The organism is Streptomyces sp. NPDC049837 (assembly GCF_040674455.1).
In the GTDB taxonomy this organism is placed as follows: Bacteria; Actinomycetota; Actinomycetes; order Streptomycetales; family Streptomycetaceae; genus Streptomyces.
In genome coordinates this window covers 859,970-884,551 of the sequence record NZ_JBFAMP010000001.1, presented here as the reverse complement: position 1 = coordinate 884,551, position 24,582 = coordinate 859,970, and the positions used below count along the sequence as shown (strand labels likewise).

Below are 24,582 nucleotides of genomic sequence, written 5' to 3'. Positions count from 1 at the left end.
GGGGCCCGCGACGAGCGGTGTCCGCGGGCCCCGTCGGGTCGAGCCGTCACTCAGCCCATCGACCACCGCCCCGCCCGCCGCGCGCCGCCCGCCCGGGGCACCCGGCCCGCGACCCCGGCCGTCACAGCAGCCCCGCGGCCCGGGCCCAGCGGTACTTGGCGCCCAGGACCGCGACGGGCTTCTCCGTGGTGTAGGGGTACGCCACGACACCCCGTTCGAAGAGGTACTGGCACGCCTCCTCGACCTCGACGTCGCCCGCGAGCGACGCCACGACCGGCTTCTCGATGCCCTTCGCCCGGAAATCCGCCACCACGCGCGCGGTGAGCTCCGCGAACACCATCGGGGGAGTGACGATGGTGTGCCAGTAACCCAGCACCAGCGCATGGATGCGCGGGTCCTCCAGGCCCAGCCGGATCGTCGCCTCGTACGTCGAAGGGGGCTCCCCTCCCGTGATGTCGATCGGGTTGCCGGCCGCCCCGAAGGGCGGGATGAACGCCTTGAAGGCGGCGTCCAGGTCGTCCGGGATCTCCATCAGGGACAGCCCGTTGTCGACGATGGCGTCGGACAGCAGCACCCCTGAACCGCCCGCCCCGGTGATGATGACGACGTTGTCCCCCTTGGGCGCCGGCAGGACGGGCAGCGCCCGCGCGTACTCCAGCATCTCGTTCAGCCCCGGCGCCCGGATGACGCCCGCCTGCCGCAGGATGTCGTCGTACACCGCGTCGTCGCCCGCCAGGGCTCCCGTGTGCGAGCCGGCCGCCTTGGCGCCCGCGCTCGTACGGCCCGCCTTCAGCATCACCACCGGCTTCCTGGGCACCGTCTCCCGGGCGGCCTCCACAAAGGCGCGGCCGTCCTTGAGGTCCTCCAGGTGCATGGCGATGCACTCGGTGTTCGGGTCCTCGCCGAACCAGGTGAGCAGGTCGTCCTCGTCGATGTCCGACTTGTTGCCGAGCCCGACGATCGCCGACACACCCGTGCGCGTGGTGCGGGCGAACCCGAGGATCGCCATCCCGATGCCACCGGACTGGGAGGTGAGCGCCACGCCGCCCTTCACGTCGTACGGCGTGCAGAACGTGGCGCACAGGTCCTGCCAGGTCGAGTAGTAGCCGTAGATGTTCGGCCCCAGCAGCCGGATGCCGTGCCGCTGCGCGATCGCCACGATCTCGGCCTGCAACGCGTGTTCACCGGTCTCGGCGAACCCCGATGGGATCAGTACGGCGTTGGGCACGCCCTTACGCCCCACCTCCTCCAGCGCCGCGGCGACAAAACGTGCGGGGATCGCGAAGACCGCCACATCCACCTCACCGGGAACGTCCGTGACACTCTTGTACGCCTTGCGGCCCTGAATGTCATCGGCCTTGGGGTTCACCGGATGGATCTCGCCCGGGAAGCCGCCGTCGATGAGGTTGCGCATCACCGAATTGCCGATCTTCCCCTGCTCGTTGGACGCACCGATCACCGCCACCGCACGCGGCTGCATCAGCCGCCGCATCGAGCGGAGGATCTCCTCCCGGCCGTAACGGCGCCGCGGCTCCGGCGCGCCGCCCTCGGCGAGGATAACCCGGACGTCCGCCGCCACCGCCCCCTCCGGTGTGGCGATCACCGGGTTCAGGTCCACCTCGGCGATCTCGGGGAAGTCCGTCACCAGCCGGGACACCCGGCGGATCTGCTCGGCGACCGCCCACCGGTCCACCGGCGCGGCGCCCCGCACGCCGCGCAGCACCTCCGCCGCGCGGATCGAGTCGAGCATCGAGGCCGCCTCGTCCGCGTCCACCGGCGCCAGCCGGAAGGTCACGTCCTTGAGCACCTCCACCAGCACCCCGCCCAGCCCGAAGGCGACGACCTTCCCGAACGTCGGGTCCGTCACCGCCCCGACGATGACCTCCTGGCCCGGCGGCAGCATCTGCTGCACCTGGACGCCGTCGACGCGGGCGTCCGGCGCGTACGCCTTCGCGTTCCCGACGATCCGGCGGAACGCCGCCCGGACCTCGGCCGCGCCCTCGACCCCGGCGATCACCCCGCCCGCATCGGTTTTGTGGAGGATGTCGGGGGAAACAATCTTGAGGACGACCTTGCCGCCGAGCCGCCCGGCCGCCGCCACCGCCGCCTCCACGTCCCGCGCCAGCACCTCACCGGGCACGGCGATCCCGTACGCGTCGGCCACCGCCTTGCCCTCGGGCGCCGTCAGCGCGGTGCGCCCCTCGCCCCGTACGGCGTCCAGCACGGCCCGTACGGCATCCTTGTCGAACACCTCAGTCACTCAGATCACCCCGGTCGTCTTCAGCAGCCGCAGCTCCTCGTCGCCGAGACCGAGCTCACCGACGTACACCTCTTCGTTGTGTTCGCCGAGCAGCGGTGAGGTGACCACCTCGACCGGAGAGTCGGAGAGCTTGAGCGGCGATCCGACCGTCGTGAACGTGCCGCGCTGCGGGTGCGGGACCTCGACGACCATCTCGTTGGCGACCAGCGAGGCGTCCTCGATGATCTCCCTGGTGGAAAGGATGGGCCCGCACGGGATGTTGTGGGCGTTGAGCTTCTCCAGCACCTCCCACTTGGGGAGCGTGGCGGACCACTCCTCGATCAACTGGAACATCTTGCCCAGCTTCGGCAGCCGCGCCTCGGGCGTCGCCCACTCGGGGTCCTCGGCCAGCTCGGACCGGCCGATCAGCCCGCAGATCGGGGCCCACCCGACCGGCTGGACGATGACGTACACGTAGTCGTTGGGCCCGCCGGGCGCGCACTTGACCGCCCAGCCCGGCTGGCCGCCACCGGAAGCGTTTCCCGACCGGGGAACTTCCCCGCCGAAGTCCTCGTTGGGATATTCAGCCAGCGGGCCGTGCGCCAGGCGCTGCTGGTCCCGCAGCTTCACCCGGCACAGATTCAGTACGGCGTGCTGCATCGCCACCTGCACACGCTGCCCGCGCCCCGTGTTCTCGCGCTGGAACAACGCGGCGAGGATGCCCGCCACCGCGTGGACGCCCGTGCCCGAGTCCCCGATCTGGGCGCCCGTCGCCAGCGGCGGGCCGTCCTCGAAACCGGTGGTGGACATCGAGCCACCCATGGCCTGTGCGACGACCTCGTACGCCTTGAAGTTGGTGTACGGGCCTTCGCCGAACCCTTTGATGGAGGCATAGACGATACGCGGATTGATCTCCTGGATGTGGTCCCAGGTGAAGCCCATGCGGTCCACCGCGCCCGGGCCGAAGTTCTCCACCATCACATCGGACCGGCGGATCAGCTCGGTGAGCAGCTCCTTGCCGCGCTCGGTCTTGGTGTTGAGGGTGATGCTCCGCTTGTTGCAGTTGAGCATCGTGAAGTAGAGCGAGTCGACGTCCGGGATGTCACGCAGTTGCCTGCGCGTGATGTCACCGCTCGGCGCCTCCAGCTTCACCACGTCCGCACCCAGCCACGCCAGCAACTGTGTGGCGGACGGGCCGGACTGCACATGTGTCATGTCGAGGACGCGGATGCCCTCAAGAGCCTTGGTCATGACCGGCTCGCTCCTCACTTGTACATGGTCTGGTTCATGGTTCCGGGGGCGTACGCGTCCGGGTCGACCCAGACGTTGATCAGCGAGGGCTTCCCGGACTCGCGGGCGCGCCGCAGTGCCGGGCCGATGTCGGCGGGGTCGCGCACCTCCTCGCCGTAACCGCCCAGCATCTGGGCGAACTTGTCGTAGTGGACGTCGCCGAGGGTGTTGCCGACCCGCTCGCGCTCCGGGCCGTACTTCCGGGCCTGGCCGTAACGGATCTGGTTCATGGAGGAGTTGTTGCCGACGATGCCGACGAAGGGGAGGTTGTAGCGGACGAGCGTTTCGAAGTCCCAGCCGGTGAGGGAGAACGCGCCGTCGCCGAAGAGCGCCACGACCTCCTTGTCGGGCCGTGCCTGCTTGGCGGCCAGGACGAAGGGGATGCCGACGCCGAGCGTGCCGAGCGGTCCCGGGTCCATCCAGTGCCCGGGGGACTTGGGCTGCACGACCTGCCCGGAGAAGGTGACGATGTCGCCGCCGTCGCCGATGTAGACCGAGTCCTCGGTGAGGAAGTCGTTGATCTCGCTGACCAGCCGGTACGGGTGGATGGGGGAGGCGTCGGACCTGAGCTGAGGCAGCCGCTTCTCCAGGGCGGTCTGCTCGGCGGCCCGCAGCTCCTCCAGCCACGCCTTGCGCCGCACGGCGCCGCCGTTGAGCCGGCCGGACGCCGCCTGGCCGGCGGCGGCGAGGATCAGCCCGGGGTCGCCGACGATTCCCAGGTCGATGTCCCGGTTCTTGCCCACCGTCCGGTAGTCCAGGTCGATCTGCACCACCGTCGCGTCCGGCGACAGCCGCTTGCCGTATCCCATCCGGAAGTCGAACGGCGTCCCGACGATGACGATGACGTCGGCGTTGGAGAAGGCGTAACGCCGCGAGAGCTGGAAGTGGTGCGGGTCACCGGGCGGCAGCGTGCCGCGCCCGGCGCCGTTCATGTACGCGGGGACGTTCAGGACTCGGACGAGGTCGACGGCCGCGTCCGTCGCGCGGGTCGTCCACACCTGGCTGCCCAGCAGGATCGCCGGCTTCTCGGCGTGCACCAGCAGGTCGGCCAGCTTCTCGACCGCCTCCGGGTCGCCGGCGCTTCGCGTGGAGGCCCGGTAGTGGCCGGGCTTGGGCACGCGCGCCCTGTCGACGGGGACGGTCGCGTCCAGCACATCGCGCGGGATCTCCAGGAACGACGGCCCGGGTGCCCCGTGGTAGCACTCGCGGAAGGCCATCGACACCATGTCGGCGGCCCGCGCCGTGTCCGGTACGGTCGCGGCGAACTTGGTGATGGGCGTCATCATGTCGACGTGCGGCAGGTCCTGGAGCGAGCCCATCTTGTGCTGGGTGTGCGCGCCCTGGCCGCCGATCAGCAGCATGGGTGACTCGGCGCGGAAGGCGTTGGCGACACCGGTCACCGCGTCGGTCGTTCCGGGCCCGGCGGTGACCACGGCGCACCCCGGCTTGCCGGTGATGCGGGCGTACCCGTCGGCGGCGTGGGCGGCCACCTGCTCATGGCGTACGTCGACGACCTCGATGCCCTCGTCGACGCAACCGTCGTAGATGTCGATGATGTGGCCGCCGCACAGCGTGTAGATGACGTCGACCCCCTCCGCCTTGAGGGCCTTGGCGACCAGATGTCCACCGGAGATGCGGTCCTGGCTGCGGTCCTGGCTTTCGTCGGGCATGGCGAAGTCCTGTCCCTTCGTAGGGGATTGAGGGGGGTGGAGGCAGATTGCATACAGTCGACGAATACTGTATGAACCTTGTTATCCCGCATCCGGTGGGAGGTGTCCAGGGGGCGTACGGCACTTTCATCGACGCGATCGACAGGAGTCCGCAATGGACCTGTACGAGCACCAGGCAAGGGAACTCTTCAAGGACCACGGCATCCCCGTGCCCGACGCGGCCGTCGTCGACCACCCGCGCGAGGCCCGCCGCGCCGCCGAACTCCTCGGCGGACGCGTGGTCGTCAAGGCCCAGGTCAAGACCGGTGGCCGCGGCAAGGCGGGCGGCGTCAAGCTCGCCACGGACCCCGCGGCAGCGGAGCTGACCACACGTCAGATGCTCGGCATGGACATCAAGGGCCACACCGTACGCAGCGTCATGCTCGCCCGGCCCGTGGACATCGCCGCCGAGTTCTACGTCGGCTACGTCCTCGACCGCGCCGCCGGCCGCTTCCTCGCCATCGCCTCCGCCGAAGGGGGCATGGACATCGAGGAGGTCGCCGCCACCCGCCCCGAGGCCGTCGTCCGCGTCCCCGTCGACCCGGCCGAAGGCGTCACCCACACCAAGGCCGCCGAGATCGCCGCCGCGGCCCGCCTCCCCGCCGAAGCCGCCGGCATCCTCCAGGGACTCTGGCAGGTCCTCGTCCGCGAGGACGCCCTGCTCGTCGAGGTCAACCCGCTCGTCCGCACCACCGACGGCCGGCTCCTCGCCCTCGACGGCAAGGTCACCCTCGACGACAACGCCCGCTTCCGCCACAGCCGCTGGGGCGACGCCCCCGCCGACCCGGCCACCGACCCCCTGGAAGAGGCCGCGGCCGCCAAGGGCCTCAACTACGTCAAGCTCGACGGGCGGGTGGGCGTCATCGGCAACGGCGCCGGGCTCGTCATGTCGACCCTCGACGTCGTCGCCGGCTGCGGCGCCCGCCCCGCCAACTTCCTCGACATCGGCGGCGGCGCCTCCGCCCAGGTCATGGCCGACGGCCTGAACCTCATTCTGGCCGACACGGACGTACGCAGCGTCCTCGTCAACGTCTTCGGCGGCATCACCGCCTGCGACGCCGTCGCCGACGGCATCGTTCAGGCTCTCGAAAGCGTCCGCCTCACCAGACCGCTCGTCGTCCGCCTCGACGGCAACAACGCCGCCCGGGGCCGCGCCATCCTCGACGCCCGGGCGCACCCCCTCGTCGAACAGGCCACCACCATGGACGCCGCCGCCCGCCGCGCCGCCGAACTGTCCATCACCTGAAGGGACCCGACATGGCCATCTTCCTCACCGAGGAGAGCAAGGTCCTCGTCCAGGGCATGACCGGCGCCGAGGGCATGAAGCACACCCGCCGCATGCTCGCCGCCGGCACCGACGTCGTCGGCGGCGTCAACCCGCGCAAAGCGGGCCGGTCCGTCGACCTCGACACCCGTACCGTCCCCGTCTTCGGCTCCGTACGCGAGGCCATGGCCGCCACCGGCGCCGACGTCACCGTCGTCTTCGTCCCACCTCCGTTCGCCAAGGCGGCCGTCACCGAAGCGGCCGACGCCGGGATCGGCCTCGCCGTCGTGATCACCGAGGGCATCCCCGTCCACGACGCGGTCGCCTTCCAGGCGCACGCGAACCGGCGCGGTACCCGCGTCATCGGCCCCAACTGCCCCGGCCTCATCAGCCCCGGCCAGTCCAACGCCGGCATCATCCCGGCCGACATCGGCCCCAAACCCGGGCCCATCGGCCTGGTCTCCAAGTCCGGCACGCTCACCTACCAACTCATGCACGAGCTGCGGGACACCGGCTTCTCCTCGGCCGTCGGCATCGGTGGCGACCCGGTGATCGGCACCACCCACATCGACTGCCTCACCGCGTACGAAGAGGACCCCGACACCGAACTCATCGTCCTCATCGGCGAGATCGGCGGGGACGCCGAGGAGCGCGCCGCGGCCCACATCGCCGCGCACATCACCAAACCCGTCATCGCCTACATCGCGGGCTTCACCGCCCCGGAAGGCAAGACCATGGGCCACGCGGGCGCCATCGTCTCCGGCTCCACCGGCACCGCCCAGGCGAAGAAGAAGGCGCTCGAAGCCGCCGGCGTCCACGTCGGCGCCACTCCGACCGAAACGGCCCGCCTCGTCCTCAAGCACCTGCCCGGCTGACCCGGGCCCCGCCGCCGAAGCGCCCCGCGCACCCCCCGCTTCAGCACCGGCCCGGTCCCACGCGCGCGTGCGGTCCCACGCGTGTCCGGCCCTACGCGCGCGTCCGGTCCCTCGCGCGTCCGGGCCCACGCGCGCGTGCGGGCGCCCTCCGGCCCTACGCGCCCCACGCGCCCCACGCGCCCTCCGGCCCTACGCGCCCTCCGGCCCTACGCGCCCTCCGGCCCTACGCGCCCTACGCGCCCCACGCGCGCGTGACGGCGCCCGCCCCGCGCAGCGATCCCGAGAGCGGAGACACCCCATGGCACGCACCACCCCAGCCAATCCCGCCCACCCCAGCCACCTCACCCTCAAACCAGGCACCGCCTGGTCCGACACGTGGCGCCGCTGCCTCACCACCGCCCCCGAGGCCTTCCGGGACGACGACCGCGTCCTCAACCTCTGGAACGGGGCCTGGCGGTCCGACGGCCGGGCCCTCCCCGCCACCAGTCCGGTCGACGGCACTCCCATCGCCGGCCCGCCGCGCCTCGACGCGGCCACCGCGCACCGGGCCGTCCGGGCGGCCCTCGACGAGCACCGCGCCTGGCGGCACATTCCGCTGCCCGAGCGCCGTGCCCGCGTCAGCGCCACGCTCGACGCACTCACCGAGCACCGGGAACTGCTCGCCCTCCTCCTCGTCTGGGAGATCGGCAAGCCGTGGCGGCTCGCGCAGGCCGACGTCGACCGGGCCGTCGACGGCGTCAGGTGGTACGTGGACGGCATCGAACCCATGCTGGAGGGCCGCGCCCCGCTGGACGGCCCCGTCTCCAACATCGCGAGCTGGAACTACCCGATGTCCGTCCTGGTCCACGCCATGCTCGTCCAGGCGCTGGCCGGCAACGCGGTGATCGCCAAGACCCCCACCGACGGCGGCCTGGCCTGCCTGACCCTCGCCTCGGCGCTCGCCGCCCGCGAGGGCATCCCGGTCACCCTCCTCAGCGGCAGCGGCGGCGAGCTGTCCGACCCGCTCGTCCGTGCCCCCGAGATCGGCTGCGTCTCCTTCGTCGGAGGCCGTGACACCGGCGCCCGGATCGCCACCGCCGTCACAGACCTCGGCAAACGGCACATCCTCGAACAGGAGGGCCTCAACACCTGGGGCATTTGGAACTACAGCGACTGGCCCGCCCTCACCGCCGTCGTCCCCAAGCTCTTCGACTACGGCAAGCAACGCTGCACCGCCTACCCGCGCTTCGTCGTCCAGCGGGACCTGTTCGCCGACTTCCTCGCCGTCTACCTGCCCGCCGTCCGCTCCCTCCGCATCGGCCACCCGCTCGCCGTCGAGCACCCCGGCGACCCGCTCCCCGCCCTGGACTTCGGCCCGCTCATCAACGCGGCCAAGGCCAAGGAACTCGCCGACCAGGTGGCCGAGGCCATCGACCGGGGCGCCGTCCCCCTCCACCGGGGCTCCCTCGCGGACGGCCGGTTCCTCCCGGGCCAGGGCACCGCCGCGTACCTCCCCCCGGTCACCCTCCTGAACCCGCCCCCGTCCTCCCCGCTCCACCACGCGGAACCCTTCGGCCCGGTCGACACGATCGTCCTCGTCGATACGGAGGCCGAACTGCTCGCCGCGATGAACGCCTCCAACGGCGCCCTCGTCGCCAGCCTCTCCACCGACGACGACGCCACCTACGCCCGGCTGGCCCCCCAGATCCGCGCCTTCAAAACCGGCCACGGCGTCCCCCGCTCCCGTGGTGACCGCGACGAACTGTTCGGCGGCTTCGGCGCCTCCTGGCGCGGCGCCTTCGTCGGCGGTGAACTCCTCGTCAAGGCCGTCACCCAGGGCCCGCCGGGCGAACGCCCGCCCGGAAACTTCCCCGACTACCGCCTGATGCCCTGAGTCCCGGACCGGCCGATGCCCTGCCGGTCGGGCTCCAGCGCGAACACCCGGTCGGCGGGCTGCGCCACCGCACGCTCCACGGCCTGTTCCAGGAGCGCGCGGTGGCGCAGCAGCGGTTCCCGCCGCCCCTCCGGCGCGAGCAGCAGCAGGTCGTCGATCCCGGCCAGCATCCGCCGCGTGACCTGGGCGCTGTCCACCGCGTGCGCCCTCAGTTCGGCGAACCCGAGATCGACCAGGTCGTCCCAGCCCGGCACGTCCTGGACCAGCCGCACCGCGCCCCGCCGGTCGCGGTGGAGCACGGTACCCAGGGGACGTGGGGCCACGGCCGCCAGGAACTGCACGATCCGGTCGAGGCACTGCACCGCCGTCGTCGGATCGTTCACCGCCGACGACATGGCGCGCAGCGCGATGTCCACCAACTGCCGCAGCCCGAGCGCCACGTCCTGATGGAACGTCCGGTCCATCCCCACCGAAACCGAAGCCGACATCGCCGACCACACCCCGCCCGGCCCCGGCGCCCGGCCGCCGTGCACGGCCAGCACCGGCGTACCCGGCACCACGTAGTCCCCGATGCGCGGCATCAGCCGGAGCACCACGTCCTGCCGCCGCGCCAGCCGCACCAGCCGCGACACGTTCACATCGCGCAGCACCCCGGACCGGCCCCGGTGCACCACCCGCCCGGTCTCGGGCGGCAGCACCGCCGCCTCCGGCCCACCGGCCGACTGCCGCCGCAGCACCGTCAACGCCTCCCGGGTGATCCGGTCCACGACCGGCCCGACCTGCATCAGCCGCAGCGTGGTCGTCACATAGGCGATGAACAGCAGCAGACTCAGCCCCACCAGCAGCAGCGTGACCACCGACTGCACCAGAGGCACGGCCGTGATCCGCTCCGGGTCCGTCTCGCTCTCGTACGACGTCATCACCAGCAGCGAGAACAGGAACGTCGACAGGAACACCGTCAGCGTCAGCTTGCTGATCCGGCTCCGCACGAAGATCCGCACCACCCGCGGGGTGAGCTGCCCGCTGGCCATCTGCACCGCCACCAGCGAGATGCTGAAGACGACACCGATGAACGTCATCATCGCCTGGCTGACCGTCGTGACGATCGTCTTGGCGTCCTCGGCGATCGCGGTGAGATCGCCGATCTCGTCGTACGCCCGCCGCTCCCTCAGGTAGTCGACGATCGCGGCATCGACCGTCGCGGCCGCCCCCCACAGCACGATCACGCACACCAGCCCGGCGGTCGGCGCGAACCAGAAGGTGTCCCGCAGGTGCTCCCGCAGCGGGGACAGCACCCGGGGCCTGCGGTATTCCGGCACAAAACTCACGCCCGCACGCTACCTTCACGCTCCGTACACCCGTGGAGACGCCGCGTGTGTGTCGCGGCGCGGACCTGCCGGCGGCCCGCCCCGGCCGCCTGACCACGGGATATGCGGGTGAAGGGCACCTCGAACCCCTGGTAGAGTTATCCATGTCGCCTCGGGGAACACCCCGCGAACGGCAGACACCTTGTCCGGGTGGCGGAATGGCAGACGCGCTAGCTTGAGGTGCTAGTGCCCTTTATCGGGCGTGGGGGTTCAAGTCCCCCCTCGGACACCACGGAAATGCCGGTCGGGATTCGTCCCGGCCGGCATTTTGCGTTGCGCCGAAGTCGACGCCCCTCACCGATCACGATCCGGTCTCACCCCCCGCCCCACCCCTTGTCATCTAGCCGTGTAATCGATTCCAATCCTTCCTGTAATCGTTTCCACGGCTCCATAAGGCCCACGAGGAGGTGGTCCGGCGTGGCGAGCATCAAGGACGTCGCGGCCCGGGCGGGGGTGTCCGTCGCGACGGTGTCGCGGGTCGTCAACGGGCATCCGTCCGTCAGCCCCGACGCCCGGAGCCGTGTTCTCACGGCCGTCGAGGAGCTCGGGTACCGGCCCAACGCCGTCGCGCGGTCACTGCGGACCGATCAGACGCGGACCCTGGGGCTGGTCATCGGTGACGTGCTCAACCCGTACTTCACCGAGCTGGCCCGGTTCGTCGAGGAGGAGGCCCGGGCGCTCGGCTACAGCGTGATCATCGGGAACGCCGACGAGCGGCCGGACCTCCAGGACCACCACATCCGCACGCTCCTCGACCGCCGGATCGACGGGCTGCTGGTGTCGCCCGCCGACGGGCGTTCGACACCCACGCTGGACGCCGCGCGCTCCGGGACGCCCATGGTGTTCGTGGACCGGTGGGTTCCGGGCGTCGACGTCCCCGTCGTACGCGCCGACGGGCGGCGGGCCGTACGGGACCTGGTCGCGCACCTGCACGGGCTGGGGCATCGTCGGCTCGCCATCATCGCCGGGCCCGCCGCCACCACCACCGGGCACGAGCGCGTCGAGGCGTTCCGGGAGGCCCTGGCCGAGCACGGGACGGCGCTGCCCGACGCGTACATCGGGCAGGGCGACTTCCAGGCGGCCAGCGGGCGCCGCGCCACCGAGCGGTTCCTGGACCTGCCCGAGCCGCCCGACGTCGTCTTCGCCGCCGACAACCTGATGGCCCTCGGCGCGCTGGACGCCATCCGCGCACGCGGCCTGCGCGTCCCGCACGACATCGGGCTCGCCGCGTTCGACGACATCCCGTGGTTCGTGCACACCGACCCGCCGATCACCGCGATCGTCCAGCCGGCCGGCGAACTGGCCCGGGCCGCCGTACGCGCGCTGGCCGACCTCATCGAAGGCCGGCCGCCGCAGTCCGTCACCCTGCCCGCCCGCCTCGTCGTACGCCGCTCGTGTGGCGAAGACGGCGAGGACCTCAGGAGGAGAGACGCGTGAAGGACACCGACGAACTGCTGCGCGTGGAGGGCGTACGCAAGGCGTTCCCCGGCGTGGTCGCGCTCGACGGCGTCGACTTCGAGCTGCGCCCCGGCGAGGTGCACGTCCTGCTCGGCGAGAACGGGGCGGGCAAGAGCACCCTGATCAAGGTGCTCTCCGGCGCCCACCGGCCCGACAGCGGACGCGTCCTCGTCGACGGCCGGGAAGTGCGCATCCACACAGCCCAGGACGCCGAGCGGTTGGGCATCGCCACGATCCACCAGGAGTTCAACCTGGTGCCCGACCTGACGGTCGCGGAGAACATCTTCCTGGGCCGCCAGCCCCGGCGCTTCGGGCTCATCGACCGGCGGAGGATGGAGGCGGAGGCCGGGGAGCTGCTGCGCCGGGTCGGGGTACGTGTCCCGCCGAAGGCGCGGGTGCGGGAACTGGGCATCGCGCACCGCCAGATGGTGGAGATCGCCAAGGCGCTGAGCCTGGAAGCCCGCGTGCTCATCATGGACGAGCCGACCGCCGTGCTCACCTCCGACGAGGTGGACAAGCTCTTCGGGATCGTCCGGCAACTGCGCGAGGACGGCGTCGGAATCGTCTTCATCACCCACCACCTCGACGAGATCGCCGCCCTCGGGGACCGCGTCACCGTGCTCCGCGACGGCCGCAGCGTCGGCCGGGTGGCGGCGTCGGGGCCCGAGGACGAACTCGTACGGCTCATGGTCGGCCGCGCCATCGGCCGGCAGTACCCGCGCGAACGGCCCGAGCCGGGGCCGCCCCTGCTCTCCGTACGCGGGCTGACCCGCGACGGGGTCTTCCACGACGTCGGCTTCGACGTGCACGCGGGCGAGGTCGTCGGGCTCGCCGGCCTCGTCGGCGCCGGGCGCACCGAGGTCGCCCGCGCCGTCTTCGGCGCCGATCCCTACGACGCGGGCGCCGTCCACGTGCGCGGCGAGCGGCTGGCGGCGGGCGACGTCGTGGCCGCGATGGGCGCCGGCCTCGGCCTCGTACCCGAGGACCGCAAGGGCCAGGGCCTGGTCCTCGACGCCTCCGTACAGGAGAACCTCGGCCTGGTGACGCTGCGTTCCATGACCCGCGCGGGGCTCGTGGACCGCGCGGCGCAGCGCACGGCCGCCGCCCGGATCGCCGAGCGGCTGGGCGTACGGATGGCCGGGCTGGACCAGCACGTACGCACCCTGTCCGGCGGCAACCAGCAGAAGGTCGTCATCGGCAAGTGGCTGCTCGCCGGCACCAGGGTGCTGATCCTCGACGAGCCGACGCGCGGCATCGACGTCGGCGCCAAGGTCGAGATCTACCGGCTGATCAACGAACTCACCGCCGCCGGGCACGCCGTCCTGATGATCTCCAGCGACCTGCCCGAGGTGCTCGGCATGAGCGACCGGGTCCTCGTCATGGCCCAGGGCCGGATCGCCGGTGAACTCCCGGCGCACGAGGCGACCCAGGACGCCGTCATGGCGCTCGCCGTCAGCACACCGCACAACGAAGTGGAGGGCTCCCGTGGCCACTGACACGCTCGACCGTACGGCGGTTCGCCGTGTCCTGCTCGACAACGGCGCCCTCACCGCCCTGGTGGTGCTGCTGGTGGCGATGTCGCTGCTGTCCGGCGACTTCCTGACCACCCAGAACCTCCTCAACGTCGGCGTGCAGGCGGCCGTCACCGCGATCCTCGCGTTCGGCGTAACCTTCGTCATCGTCTCGGCGGGCATCGACCTGTCGGTCGGCTCGGTCGCCGCGCTCTCCGCCACCGTCCTGGCCTGGACGGCGACGAACGAGGGCGTACCGGTCTGGCTCGCGGTCCTGCTCGCGATCGGGACCGGCATCGCGTGCGGTCTCGTCAACGGCGCCCTCGTCTCGTACGGGAAGCTCCCGCCGTTCATCGCCACGCTCGCCATGCTGTCGGTCGGCCGGGGCCTGGCCCTCGTCATCTCGCAGGGCAGCCCGATCGCCGTCCCCCAGCCGGTGGCCGTCCTCGGTGACACGCTCGGCGGATGGCTGCCCGTGCCGGTCCTGGTGATGATCGCGGCCGGGCTCGTCACGGCGCTCGTGCTGTCCCGTACGTACCTCGGCCGCGCGATGTACGCGATCGGTGGCAACGAGGAGGCCGCCCGGCTGTCCGGACTGCGCGTCAAGCGCCAGAAACTGGCCGTCTACGCGCTCTCCGGCCTCTTCGCCGCCGTCGCGGGCGTCGTCCTCGCCGCCCGTCTGGTCTCCGCCCAGCCGCAGGCCGCGCAGGGGTACGAGCTCGACGCGATCGCCGCCGTCGTCATCGGCGGCGCCAGCCTGGCCGGCGGCGTCGGCAAGGCGTCCGGCACGCTGATCGGCGCGCTCATACTCGCGGTGCTGCGCAACGGCCTGAACCTGCTGTCGGTCTCGGCGTTCTGGCAGCAGGTCGTCATCGGTGTCGTCATCGCGCTCGCCGTGCTGCTGGACTCGCTGCGCCGCAAGGCCGGTACGTCGGCGACGGCCCCCGGCACGGGCCCGGTCGGCTCCGGGCACCGGAAGGCGGGACAACTCGCCGTCGTGGCGGTGTGCGTGGCGGCGGTCGTGGGTGCCGTGTCCTTCCTCAACCCCGGATCGTCCGGTACGACGACCAGGCTCGGCATGTCGCTGTCGACCCTCAACAACCCGTTCTTCGTGCAGATGAAGGCGGGCGCCCAGGCGGAGGCCGAGGCCGCCGGGGTGGACCTGACCGTCACCGACGCGCAGAACGACGCCTCCCAGCAGGCCAACCAGCTCCAGAACTTCACCGGCTCGGGCGTCACCTCCGTCATCGTCAACCCGGTCGACTCGGACGCCGTGGGCCCGGCGGTACGGGCCGCCAACGCGGCGGACATCCCGGTCGTCGCGGCCGACCGGGGCGTCAACAAGGCGGCGACCGCGGCGCTCGTCACCTCCGACAACGTCGCGGGCGGCCGGCTCGCCGCCAGGACGCTGGCCGAACGGCTCGGCGGCAAGGGCACGATCGTCGTCCTCCGGGGCACGGCCGGCACGTCCGCCAGCCGGGAGCGCGGGGCGGGCTTCGCTGAGGGGCTCACGGCGTACCCGGGCATCCGGGTCGTCGCCGAGCAGCCCGCCGACTTCGACCGCACCAAGGGCCTGGACGTGATGACGAACCTGCTCCAGGCCCACCCGGACATCACCGGAGTCTTCGCCGAGAACGACGAGATGGCCCTCGGCGCGGCCAAGGCCCTCGGCGCCAGGGCCGGCCGCTCCGTCGCCGTCGTCGGCTTCGACGGCACCCCCGACGGCCTGAAGGCGGTCGAGGCGGGCACGCTCCACGCGTCCATCGCCCAGCAGCCGGAGGAGATCGGCCGCATCGCGGTACGGAACGCCCTCCGCGCCGGGCAGGGCAAGAAGGTCGCCGGTGTGGTGAAGGTGCCGGTCAAGGTCGTCACCAAGGACAACGTCGCCGACTTCTCCCGAGGGGATCAACGGAATGCGGAACAGTGACTCCTACGACCTGGTGGTCGTGGGCTCCGCCAACGCCGACCTGGTCGTCGGGGTCGACCGCCGCCCGGCGCCCGGCGAGACCGTGCTCGGCTCCGACCTGGCCGTCCACCCCGGCGGCAAGGGCGCCAACCAGGCCGTCGCCGCCGCGCGCCTCGGCGCCCGGACGGCCCTGCTCGCCCGGGTCGGCGACGACGCCCACGGGCGGTTGCTGCTGGACGCGCAGCGCGCCGCCGGTGTCGACACGGCCGCGGTGCTGGTCGGCGGGGCGCCCACCGGGGTCGCGCTGATCACGGTGGACCCGTCGGGCGACAACAGCATCGTCGTCTCGCCCGGCGCCAACGCCCGGCTGACCCCGGACGACATCCGCGCGGCCGGGGAGCTGCTGGCCCGCGCGCGGGTCGTCTCGGTGCAACTGGAGATCCCCCTGGAGACGGTGGCGACGGTCGCCGAGCTCGTCCGTACGCGACCGGACGGCCCCCGGCTGGTCCTCAACCCCTCGCCGCCCGCACCGCTGCCGGCCGGCGTACTCGCCGCCTGCGACCCCCTGGTCCTCAACGAGCACGAGGCCGCGTTCCTCCTCGGCGGCGCCGAAGGAACCCCGGAGGACTGGGCGCGGGCACTGCTCGCCCTGGGCCCCCGGTCGGTGGTGATCACCCTCGGCGCGGCGGGCGCACTCGTCGCGGACACCCGCACGGACACCGTCGTACGCGTACCGAGCCCCCGGGTCGACGCCGTCGACACGACCGGCGCCGGCGACGCCTTCACGGCCGCCCTGGCCTGGCGTACCGGCCTCGGCGACGACCTCGCGCGGGCGGCCGGTTACGCGGTACGGGTGGGCGCGGCGGCCGTCACCCGGAGGGGGGCGCAGGAGTCGTTCCCGGCTGCCGACGAGGTGCCGGGGCCGTGAAGCAGGGCGGCCGCCGGGCGACGGTTGTCGTCCCGGCGGCCGTCGATCGCGACGGGGCGGCCGTTACCACTCGGCGTGCATCGCCCCGCCCTGGTGGAACCCGCCGGCGGAGATCTTCGAACCGCCGGCCGATTCCAGCGCGGCGAACTTGCCCTTGTTCCACTCGGCGGCGTGGAAGCTGCCGTGGTCGTCCCTGTCCTTGTCTCCGTGAGCGGCGGCCGGGGCGGTGCCGACCGCCATGGCGGCGGCGACGAGGGCCGTGCACGCAAAGGCCTTCCTGAGCATCTGTTCCTCCGTGGACGCGCCGCCCGGTCCGTCCGGGCGGGGTTCGGAGGGAGAGGTTCCCGGGTTCGCGGGTACCGGCGCGCCCCGGAGGGCGGATCCCACCCTTTCGAGGGGTGTCCGGTCAGCGCATTTGGCGGCGTACCAGTTCGTACAGATGACCGTTCGGGTCGGCGAGGAGCGCGGCCGGGGGGCCCTGTTCGACGACGCGGCCGGCCGACATGACGATCACCCGGTCGGCGTCCATCACCGTCGACAGGCGGTGGGCGATCACCAGACGGGTGGCGTTGAGGCGGCGCGTGGAGTCGATGACGATCCGCTGGGCCTCGTTGTCGAGGGCGCTCGTCGCCTCGTCCAGGAACAGGATGCGGGGGCGGCGGATCAGGGCCTGGGCGATCATCAGGCGCTGGCGCTGGCCGCCGGAGATGGCCCCGCCGCCCGCGATCATGGTGTGCAGGCCCATCGGCATGCGCTTGATGTCCTCCGCCAGGCCCGCCATCTCCGCGGCCGCCCACACCTCCTCCTGGGAGAAGGACTCGGCGCCGCTGATGCAGTCCAGGATCGAGCCGGTGAGCGGCTGGGCGTTCTGGAGGACGACCCCGCACTGGCGGCGCACCGCCGCCTGGTCGAGGGCGGTCAGGTCCTGGCCGTCGTACAGGACACTGCCCGACACCGGCCGGTCGAAGCCGATGAGCAGGCGCAGCAGGGTCGACTTGCCGCAGCCGCTCGGGCCCACCACCGCCACGAACTCGCCCGGCCGGATGTCGAGCGACACGTCGTCGAGGACGAGGGGCGCGTCGTCGGAGTACCGGAAGGACAGGTTGCGGGCCTCGATGGCGCCGGACAGGACGCCGGGCCGGGTGGTGGATCCCCGGACCTCGGGGGCCTCGTCCAGGACCGGCTTGATCTGCTCGTACATCGGCAGCGCCGCGGCGGCCGAGACGAGCGCCCCGGTGATCTGGGTGACCGACGTCAGCAGCATGGTCACCGACGTACTGAACGTCAGGAACTCACCGGCCGTCATGCTGCCGCGCGCCGGGCCCGCCAGGAGCATGAACATGATGAGCGAGCAGAGCGGGAGGTAGACCGCGTCCAGCACGGTGGTCACGTTGCGGATGCGGCCCGCCCGCTGCTGGAGCTCCCGCGAACGGGCGAACTCCCGCGCCCACGCCGCGTACGCGAAGCTCTCCGCCGCCGCGACGCGCAGCTTCGGCAGCCCGCGCAGGGTCTGGAACGCCTGGTTGTTGAGCTTGTTGTTCAGCTCCACCAGCCGCCGCTGCCAGCGCACCTGCCACAGCCCGAGCCCGAGGAAGACGACCGCGATGACCAGGAGCATCGCCATCGCCGCCAGCGCCAGCGGCACGCTGTAGCACAGCAGCAGCACCAGGTTCACCGCACCGACGGTGCTCGCCTGCACGGCCACCGGGCCGACACCGGTCAGGACGCGGCGGATCGCGCTGATCCCCATGGCCGCGCTCGCCAGCTCCCCGGTGGAGCGCTCGGCGAAGAACCGCGTCGGCAGCCGCAGCAGCCGGTCCCACACGGCCGGCTGGAGGACGCTCTCGATGCGCCCCTCCATCCGCAGCACCGTCAGGTTCTGCATCAGCATGAACGCCGCCGACACCACGCCCGCGATCATCACGGCCACGGCCACCTGTGTGATCAGGCTCGTCTGCGCGGTCGGCACGTACACGCCGAGGATGCGGCCGGTCGCGATCGGCACCAGCGCGCCCAGACCGACCGTCACCAGTCCGGCCAGGGCCAGGTTCCGTACGTCGCTCCCGGCGCCGCGCAGGCTGAACGCCAGCAGCCGCAGCGGTGTCATCGGGCGCTCCGGCAGCGGGCGGTAGAACATCACCGCGCGCGGCTCCAGCTCGGCGGCCTTCTCCTCGCCGATCCGTATCCGCAGCCCCGACGCCGGGTTCACCGCCTCGTACCGGCCGCGCCGCCACAGCAGCGCCACCGGGGCACCCGACTTCGCCCAGTGGCCCACCAGGGGCCCGGAGTCCGTGCGCCACCAGCGCCCCTCCAGCCGCACCGCGCGGGTGCGCACGCGCGAGGCGACCGCGATGCGCTCCACCGCGCCGGTCCGCTCGTCGGCCACGCCGCTCGCCGACGGCTCGGCCAGCGTGATCCCGGCCGCCCGGGCGACCTGCCGGCACACCGCGTACGTGGCGTCGTCGTCCGCCGCCGAACTCTGCTTCCGGCCCGCCCGGTCGGTCCGGCCGATGGACGCGAGCAGCGCCTGGTCCGCCCGGGCGCGGACGGCCTCGCCCGCCTTCATGCCGGCCGCCGCCCGGTCCTCGTGGGCGCGCTCCAACTGCTCGATCCAGCGGTCCACGGCGGACAGCAGCCGGTACTGCTGGTTGACCATCCGCTGCCACAGCGCGCCGTCGACCAGCAGGTCGGCGGCCGCCTCCGCGGCGCCGTACCGGACGCTGCCGGGCGGCACCGGCATCCACAGCATGTCGTCGTCGGCCACCGCCTCGTCCGCGGGCCGCCCGTCGAGCGGCGCCTCGAACAGGACGCCCAGGCTGCGGGCGGTGCCCAGCGCGAAGGCCTGCTCCAGGGGCGAGGCGTACCCCGCGTACGGGTCGTATCCGGCGTACGGGTCGTACCCTCCGTACAGGTCCTGCCCGGCGTACGTGTCGCCCTGCCCCGGATACAGCTCCCGCAGCGCGATGCGGCGCAGCGCGCAGTCCTGCGTCGGCCGGCCCACCAGGGTGTGCTGCGGGCCCTCGACGGGGCCGAGGAGCAGGCTGCCGGCCTCCAGGCGGCCCAGGAAGTGCCAGTGGCCCTGCTGGGCGGCGTCGACCGCGAACAGGTCCAGCCCGCCCGCCATGACCAGCCACAGCACGTGCGGGCCCTCCAGCGGGACGTTGCGCAGCCCCGCGCAGTCGACGGGGTGGCCCAGGGCGCCGAGGGCGTGGAGCACCGGATCGGCGGCGGCGGCCACCGCGGGGTGGACCTCCTGGTGGACCTCCTGGTGGACCTCCTGGTGGGCCTCCGGGTGGACGGACATGTCAGCGCTCCTTGACCAGCTCGGCGTACGCGCCGGAGGCGGCGAGCAGTTCCTCGTGGCGGCCCCGTTCGACGACCGTGCCGTGGTCCAGGACCACGATCTCGTCGCTGTCGCGGACCGTGGACAGCCGGTGGGCGATGACGACGCACGCGCAGCCGCGCCGCCGCAGGTTGTCGATGATGACCTGCTCGGTGCGGGCATCCAGCGCGCTCGTCACCTCGTCCAGCACGAGGATGCTCGGCCGCCGCACCAGGGCGCGGGCGATCTCCAGGCGCTGGCGCTGCCCGCCGGAGAAGTTGCGGCCGTCCTGTTCGACGCGGCTGTGGATGCCGCCGGGGCGGCGCGCGATGACGTCGTCGTACACGGCGGCGTCCCTGAGCGCGGCGACGACGGCGTCGTCCGGGATGGAGGGGTCCCACAGGGCCACGTTGTCCCGGACGGTCCCCTCGAACAGGAACACGTCCTGGTCGACGAACGACACGGAGGCGGCGAGCGCGCCGCGCGGGATGTCCTCCAGGCGCTGCCCGTCGATGCGGATCGTCCCCTCCCAGGGGGCGTACAGGCCCGAGATCAGCCGCGAGACGGTCGACTTGCCGCTGCCGGAGCCGCCGACCAGCGCCACCTGCTGCCCGGGGCCGACGGTCAGGGAGAACCCGCTCAGCAGCGGCTTGTCGAGGGGGCTGTAGCCGAAGGTGATGTTCTCCAGCTCCACATGGCCCTTGAGGCGGCGGGTGCTCGTTTCCGGCTCCACGCGCGCGTAGAGGGCGTCGATGGGGAAGCTCTCGACGTCCTTCAGCCGGGCCACGTCGGCGGCGAAGTCCTGGATACGGCCCGCCACCCCGTTCAGCCGGGTGATGGGCGCGGTGAAGCGCGTCACCAGGGCCTGGAAGGCGACGAGCAGGCCGATGGAGATGTGGCCCTCCACCGCCCGCAGGCCGCCGATCCACAGGATCAGCGCGCTGTTGAGCGTGGCGAGGGTGGGCGCGACGACGGCCAGGGCCGCGCTCGGAACACCGAGGCGCTGCTGCACCTCCAGGGTCGTCGCGTGCTGGCCCGCCCAGCGGCGGAAATAGCCGTTCTCGCCGCCCGTCGCCTTCATGGTCTCGATGAGCTGGAGACCGGTGTAGGAGGTGTTCGTCAGCCGTGCGCTGTCGGCCCGCAGCTTCTGCGTGTGCGTCGCCCGCAACCGGATCACTATCCGCATGGCGACGATGTTGAGGAGCGCTATCAGCACTCCCACCACGGTCAGTTGGGGGTCGTACGTCCACAGCAGCAGCGCGTAGAGGACGACGACGATGCCGTCCACCCCGGCCGCGGCCAGGTCGCGTGCCAGCGTCTCGGCGACCGCGTCGTTGGACTGGAGCCGCTGCACCAGGTCGGCCGGGCTGCGCTGGGCGAAGAACGTGACCGGCAGCCGCATCAGATGTCTGAGGAAGCGGGCGCTGCTGAGCGTGGAGGAGATGATCCGCCCGCGCAGCAGGTTCGCCTGTTGCAGCCCGGTCAGCACGGCGGTCAGGGCGACCAGCGTCGCCATCGCCGCGAACAGCGGGCCCAGCACCGAGGTCTGGTTCCCGATCAGGAACATGTCGATGTACGTACGGCTCAGCGCGGGCAGCGCCGCGCCGACCGCCACCAGCAGGAGGCTGGCGAGCAGCGCCGCCAGCAGCGTGCCCGTCGTGCCGCGCAGCCGCGCGGGGACGGCGCTCAGCACACCCGGTCTGCGGCCGCCCCGGCGGAAGTCCGGGCCGGGTTCGAAGACCAGGGCGACACCGGTGAAGCTGGTGTCGAACTCCTCCGGGGAGACGAAACGACGGCCCTTGTCGGGGTCGTTGATGTGCACGCCCCGGCGGCCGAAGCGGCGCCCCATCCCGTCGTAGACGACGTAGTGGTTGAACTCCCAGAACAGGATGGCCGGGCCCTGCACCTCGGCGAGCGCGGTCGGCTCCATCTGCATGCCCTTGGCCTGGAGGCCGTAACTGCGCGCGGCCTTCAGGACGTTGCTGGCGCGTGAACCGTCGCGGGAGACGCCGCACGCGATGCGCAGCTCCTCCAGCGGCACGTGGCGCCCGTGGTGGGCGAGCACCATGGCGAGGCAGGCGGCGCCGCACTCCACGGCCTCCATCTGGAGCACGGTGGGCGTGCGGACGGCCCTGGGCCGTTTCCCCTTGGGCCTCTTGGGCGCGGATCGCGTGGGAGCGCGGCGCCGGCCGCCCGGCGCGCTCACGGCAGCAGCCAATCGACGGGGCGCTGGGAGGCCAGGTGCACGGAGGCGCTCACCAGGGTCATGGAGTCCAGGGCGTACGCGGGGCCGTCGGACGTCGACCAGGCGTAGCCCGTCTTCGTCGCGGACGACCGCTTGAGCTCCACGAGGACCGCGACCGGCTGGCCGGCGCGCGAGAACTGCTCGCCGAGCTGGCTGCTGCCGAGGAACGCGGTGATGCGCTGGCGGGTCTGCGCGGTCCGCCCGACGGCCTTCACCCGGCCGCGCAGGACGCCGTACTGCTGCGTCGGCACGGACTGGACGGTGAGGTCGACGGAGGCGCCGACGGGTACGGTCGCACCGCGGTCGGCCGGCACGTAGACCACCGCCATCAGGGGCGCGTCCTCGCTGTCGACGCGCTCGACGGCGGCCACGTCCGCGCCGGTCGTGACCACGGAGCCGATCGTCGCGACGAGGGTGGTCACGCGGCCCGCGGCCATGGTTTTCACGACGGAACTGCCCTCGGCGGTACGGACCTTGAGCAGGGGCGCGTCGGCCGGCAGGTGGTCGCCCTCTTCGGCGAGCACGCCGGTGACCTGTCCGGCGACGGGGCTCTGGAGGATGTAACTGCCCTTGCCGTGGTTGAGGATTCCGGGCGCGGTGAGCGTGGACGACACCGATCCGGTGACGGCCCAGACCGTGGCGGCGGCCATGGCGAGGACGGTGACGGTCAGGACGAGAAGGCCCTGTGGCCGGGCGAAACGCACCGGCAGGTCTATTTCCTCGGGGGATTGCAGCTTGGAAAGGGCCTTTTGGCGGAACTGCACGTAACTCTTCCCTCGACTGCAAATGTCCGGTTCAGGAAGCGAACAGCGAGGCGAGCCCCGGAACAGGCAACGTTCCGGGGCTCACGCATGCCGTCTCAGAGGCCGGCGACGAAGCCGGTGAGGGCCGAGGAGTTCAGGCCGGCGAAGGACTCGACGGCGGCGACGCCCGAGGTGGCGACGGTGGAGACCGGCGCGACCGAGTCGAGGGTGGCCGTCGCGCTGCCGATGGCGCTGTTGGCAACGGCGCTGTGCAGGCCACCGGACACGGCGTCCAGGTCGGCGTCGGAGATCTCCTGGGTCTGGATCTGCGGGTTCATGTTGTTCCCTTCGCGCGAATAACTCGAAATGACTACGGAGCGAGCCTTTGTGCGGCCGCCGCAGTGCGAAGGATCAAAGCACGGGGGTGCGTTGCTCAGCCAATCCTGTGGGGGTCGGCAACCATGCTTCCCCGCCACGGAATTACGCCGATGTGCAGGTACCTCCATGGCATGGTGCCGGGTTCTTCACATGCCCGGCCGACGCCCTTTCGGAAGGCAGCCCTCCGGGCGTTTCGGAAGGGGACATTCCGGCATCAAGGGCCGGGGTGTCCCGCCCGGTTCATGGGCGCCTGTGGGAGGCGGTGTGACGCCTGTACATTCGGTGTGCAGATTCGCTGGCATTGCGTCATAACGGATGTGCGTGCCAGGTGGGGAATTGGACGTTTTCCTGGCGTTGACCGACTTTGTCGGAGCCTGTCCGCGCACCGGGGGTTCCCAGGCGGCGACACACCGGGGTTCCCAGGAGGCGACGCCCCGGGGTGCACGCGAGGCGACGCCCCGGGGTTCACACGACGCGGCCCACCACGTACGGCAGCAGCGCCAGCAGCTCGGCGGCAGGCCCCGGCACCAGCTCCACCCCGAGCAGGGAGGCCCTCGCCCGGTCCAGGCGCTCCCGCGCCTCGGCCATGGCCGCCTCCCGGCCGCCCGCCTCCTCCACCAGCCCGGCCGCCCGCCGCAGCCCGGCCTCGTCCAGCGGCCCCGGCGCGGACAGCAGCGCGGCGAGCCGCCCGGACGCGGGCGTGCCCGCCGCCAGGGCGGCCAGCACCGGCAGGGTCTTCTTGCGGCGCCGCAGGTCACCGTGGACCGGCTTGCCCGTCGTCGCGGGGTCGCCCCAGAGCCCCAGCACGTCGTCGACCGCCTGGAAGGCGACGCCCAGCTCCCGCCCCGCCGCCGACAGGGCGTCCACCGTCACCGCCGGCGCACCCGCCAGCAGGGCACCCAGCGCCGCCGCGCAGCCCAGCAGGGCCCCCGTCTTGTGCTCGGCCATGCGGAGGTACGCGCCGACCGGGACGGCACCGGGGCCGGTCCACGGCCGCCCCTCGAACAGCAGGTCCTCCGCCTGCCCGTCCACCAGGTCCGCCAGGTCCCTCGACAGGCGCCGCACCGCCGCCGCGCCGTGCGGGCCCGGCGAGCCCGCGAGGACCTCGAAGGCCAGCGCGAACAGCGCGTCCCCGGCGAGGACGGCGGGCCCCGTCCCGTACGCCTTCCACGCCGCCGGGCGCTGCCTGCGGGTCTCGTCGCCGTCCATGATGTCGTCGTGGAGCAGGGAGAACGTGTGGATCAGCTCCACCGCCACGGCCCCCTCGACGGCGGTCTCCGCCCGCGCGCCCGCCGCCTCGGCGCACAGCACGGCCAGCGCCTGCCGCACCCCCTTCCCGGACGACCCGGCCCGGGGCTCGCCACCGGCCTCGCACCACCCGAAGGCGTACCCGGCCATCTCGGCCGGCCACGCGTGCATCCCCGCGACCCGCGCCCGCAGCACCGGCTCCACCATGCCCCGGCACCGCGCCAGC

General features: G+C 72.4%; 17 protein-coding genes and 1 tRNA gene. 8 read left to right on the top strand and 10 right to left on the bottom strand.

Annotated features, from left to right (window positions below):
- Positions 1–121: 121 nt before the first annotated feature.
- Genes AB0J57_RS03945 through AB0J57_RS03935 form a run of 3 tightly spaced genes read right to left on the bottom strand, consistent with a single transcriptional unit; the run spans position 122 to position 5,199 of the window.
- Positions 122–2,260 carry an acetate--CoA ligase family protein gene (locus AB0J57_RS03945; RefSeq protein WP_366126308.1) on the bottom strand — a complete coding sequence of 713 codons (2,139 nt, stop codon included), beginning with the start codon at positions 2,258–2,260 and terminating at the stop codon, positions 122–124.
- The gene (gene frc / locus AB0J57_RS03940) at positions 2,261–3,490 is read right to left on the bottom strand and encodes a formyl-CoA transferase (RefSeq protein ID WP_366126307.1); all 1,230 of its coding nucleotides are present in this window, start codon (positions 3,488–3,490) and stop codon (positions 2,261–2,263) included.
- Positions 3,491–3,504: 14 nt separating this feature from the next.
- Entirely contained in the window at positions 3,505–5,199 is a 1,695-nt protein-coding gene (locus AB0J57_RS03935) for a thiamine pyrophosphate-binding protein (protein WP_366126306.1), read from the bottom strand.
- A gap of 154 nt (positions 5,200–5,353) precedes the next feature.
- On the opposite strand from AB0J57_RS03935, the gene sucC reads away from it, so the two are divergent.
- The 3 genes from sucC (at position 5,354) to AB0J57_RS03920 (ending at position 9,250) form a co-directional block, all read left to right on the top strand.
- Positions 5,354–6,484 (top strand): ADP-forming succinate--CoA ligase subunit beta, encoded by a 1,131-nt coding sequence (sucC, locus tag AB0J57_RS03930; RefSeq protein ID WP_366126305.1) that lies wholly within the window; start codon positions 5,354–5,356, stop codon positions 6,482–6,484.
- Between the two features lie 11 nt (positions 6,485–6,495).
- On the top strand, positions 6,496–7,377 hold the full coding sequence (gene sucD, locus AB0J57_RS03925) for a succinate--CoA ligase subunit alpha (protein WP_366126304.1): 882 nt from the start codon (positions 6,496–6,498) through the stop codon (positions 7,375–7,377).
- A 298-nt stretch (positions 7,378–7,675) separates the two neighbouring features.
- Positions 7,676–9,250 (top strand): aldehyde dehydrogenase family protein, encoded by a 1,575-nt coding sequence (locus AB0J57_RS03920; protein ID WP_366126303.1) that lies wholly within the window; start codon positions 7,676–7,678, stop codon positions 9,248–9,250.
- Here the strand turns inward: AB0J57_RS03920 and AB0J57_RS03915 are convergent.
- Complete coding sequence (locus AB0J57_RS03915; RefSeq protein ID WP_366126475.1) at positions 9,232–10,569, bottom strand: DUF2254 domain-containing protein; 1,338 nt, start codon at positions 10,567–10,569, stop codon at positions 9,232–9,234. The genes AB0J57_RS03920 and AB0J57_RS03915 overlap by 19 nt on opposite strands.
- 192 nt (positions 10,570–10,761) lie before the next feature.
- On the opposite strand from AB0J57_RS03915, the gene AB0J57_RS03910 reads away from it, so the two are divergent.
- From AB0J57_RS03910 to AB0J57_RS03890, 5 genes are all read left to right on the top strand, one after another.
- Positions 10,762–10,849, top strand: a tRNA-Leu gene (locus AB0J57_RS03910).
- 185 nt (positions 10,850–11,034) lie between these two features.
- Complete coding sequence (locus AB0J57_RS03905; protein WP_366126302.1) at positions 11,035–12,054, top strand: LacI family DNA-binding transcriptional regulator; 1,020 nt, start codon at positions 11,035–11,037, stop codon at positions 12,052–12,054.
- Positions 12,051–13,571 (top strand): sugar ABC transporter ATP-binding protein, encoded by a 1,521-nt coding sequence (locus AB0J57_RS03900; protein WP_366126301.1) that lies wholly within the window; start codon positions 12,051–12,053, stop codon positions 13,569–13,571. The genes AB0J57_RS03905 and AB0J57_RS03900 overlap by 4 nt, the downstream gene beginning before the upstream one ends.
- Positions 13,561–15,513, top strand: a complete 1,953-nt coding sequence (locus AB0J57_RS03895; protein WP_366126300.1) for a substrate-binding domain-containing protein — start codon at positions 13,561–13,563, stop codon at positions 15,511–15,513. Before AB0J57_RS03900 ends, AB0J57_RS03895 begins: the two co-directional genes overlap by 11 nt.
- Positions 15,500–16,420, top strand: coding sequence for a ribokinase (locus AB0J57_RS03890; protein WP_366126299.1), 921 nt, complete (start codon positions 15,500–15,502; stop codon positions 16,418–16,420). The genes AB0J57_RS03895 and AB0J57_RS03890 overlap by 14 nt, the downstream gene beginning before the upstream one ends.
- A 63-nt stretch (positions 16,421–16,483) precedes the next feature.
- On the opposite strand, the gene AB0J57_RS03885 is transcribed toward AB0J57_RS03890, so the two are convergent.
- From AB0J57_RS03885 to AB0J57_RS03860, 6 genes are all read right to left on the bottom strand, one after another.
- A complete protein-coding gene (locus tag AB0J57_RS03885; protein WP_366126298.1) occupies positions 16,484–16,705 on the bottom strand; it encodes a hypothetical protein in 222 nt (73 codons plus the stop codon).
- 121 nt (positions 16,706–16,826) lie between these two features.
- Positions 16,827–19,724: an NHLP bacteriocin export ABC transporter permease/ATPase subunit gene (locus AB0J57_RS03880; protein ID WP_366126297.1), complete on the bottom strand. Its 2,898-nt coding sequence runs from the start codon at positions 19,722–19,724 to the stop codon at positions 16,827–16,829.
- Position 19,725: 1 nt separating this feature from the next.
- Complete coding sequence (locus tag AB0J57_RS03875) at positions 19,726–21,855, bottom strand: NHLP family bacteriocin export ABC transporter peptidase/permease/ATPase subunit (RefSeq protein ID WP_366126296.1); 2,130 nt, start codon at positions 21,853–21,855, stop codon at positions 19,726–19,728.
- Between the two features lie 89 nt (positions 21,856–21,944).
- Positions 21,945–22,751 (bottom strand): HlyD family efflux transporter periplasmic adaptor subunit, encoded by an 807-nt coding sequence (locus tag AB0J57_RS03870; RefSeq protein ID WP_366126295.1) that lies wholly within the window; start codon positions 22,749–22,751, stop codon positions 21,945–21,947.
- A gap of 95 nt (positions 22,752–22,846) precedes the next feature.
- Positions 22,847–23,068 carry a type A2 lantipeptide gene (locus AB0J57_RS03865; RefSeq protein ID WP_366126294.1) on the bottom strand — a complete coding sequence of 74 codons (222 nt, stop codon included), beginning with the start codon at positions 23,066–23,068 and terminating at the stop codon, positions 22,847–22,849.
- 505 nt (positions 23,069–23,573) lie between these two features.
- Positions 23,574–24,563: a polyprenyl synthetase family protein gene (locus tag AB0J57_RS03860; RefSeq protein WP_366126474.1), complete on the bottom strand. Its 990-nt coding sequence runs from the start codon at positions 24,561–24,563 to the stop codon at positions 23,574–23,576.
- Positions 24,564–24,582: the final 19 nt, after the last annotated feature.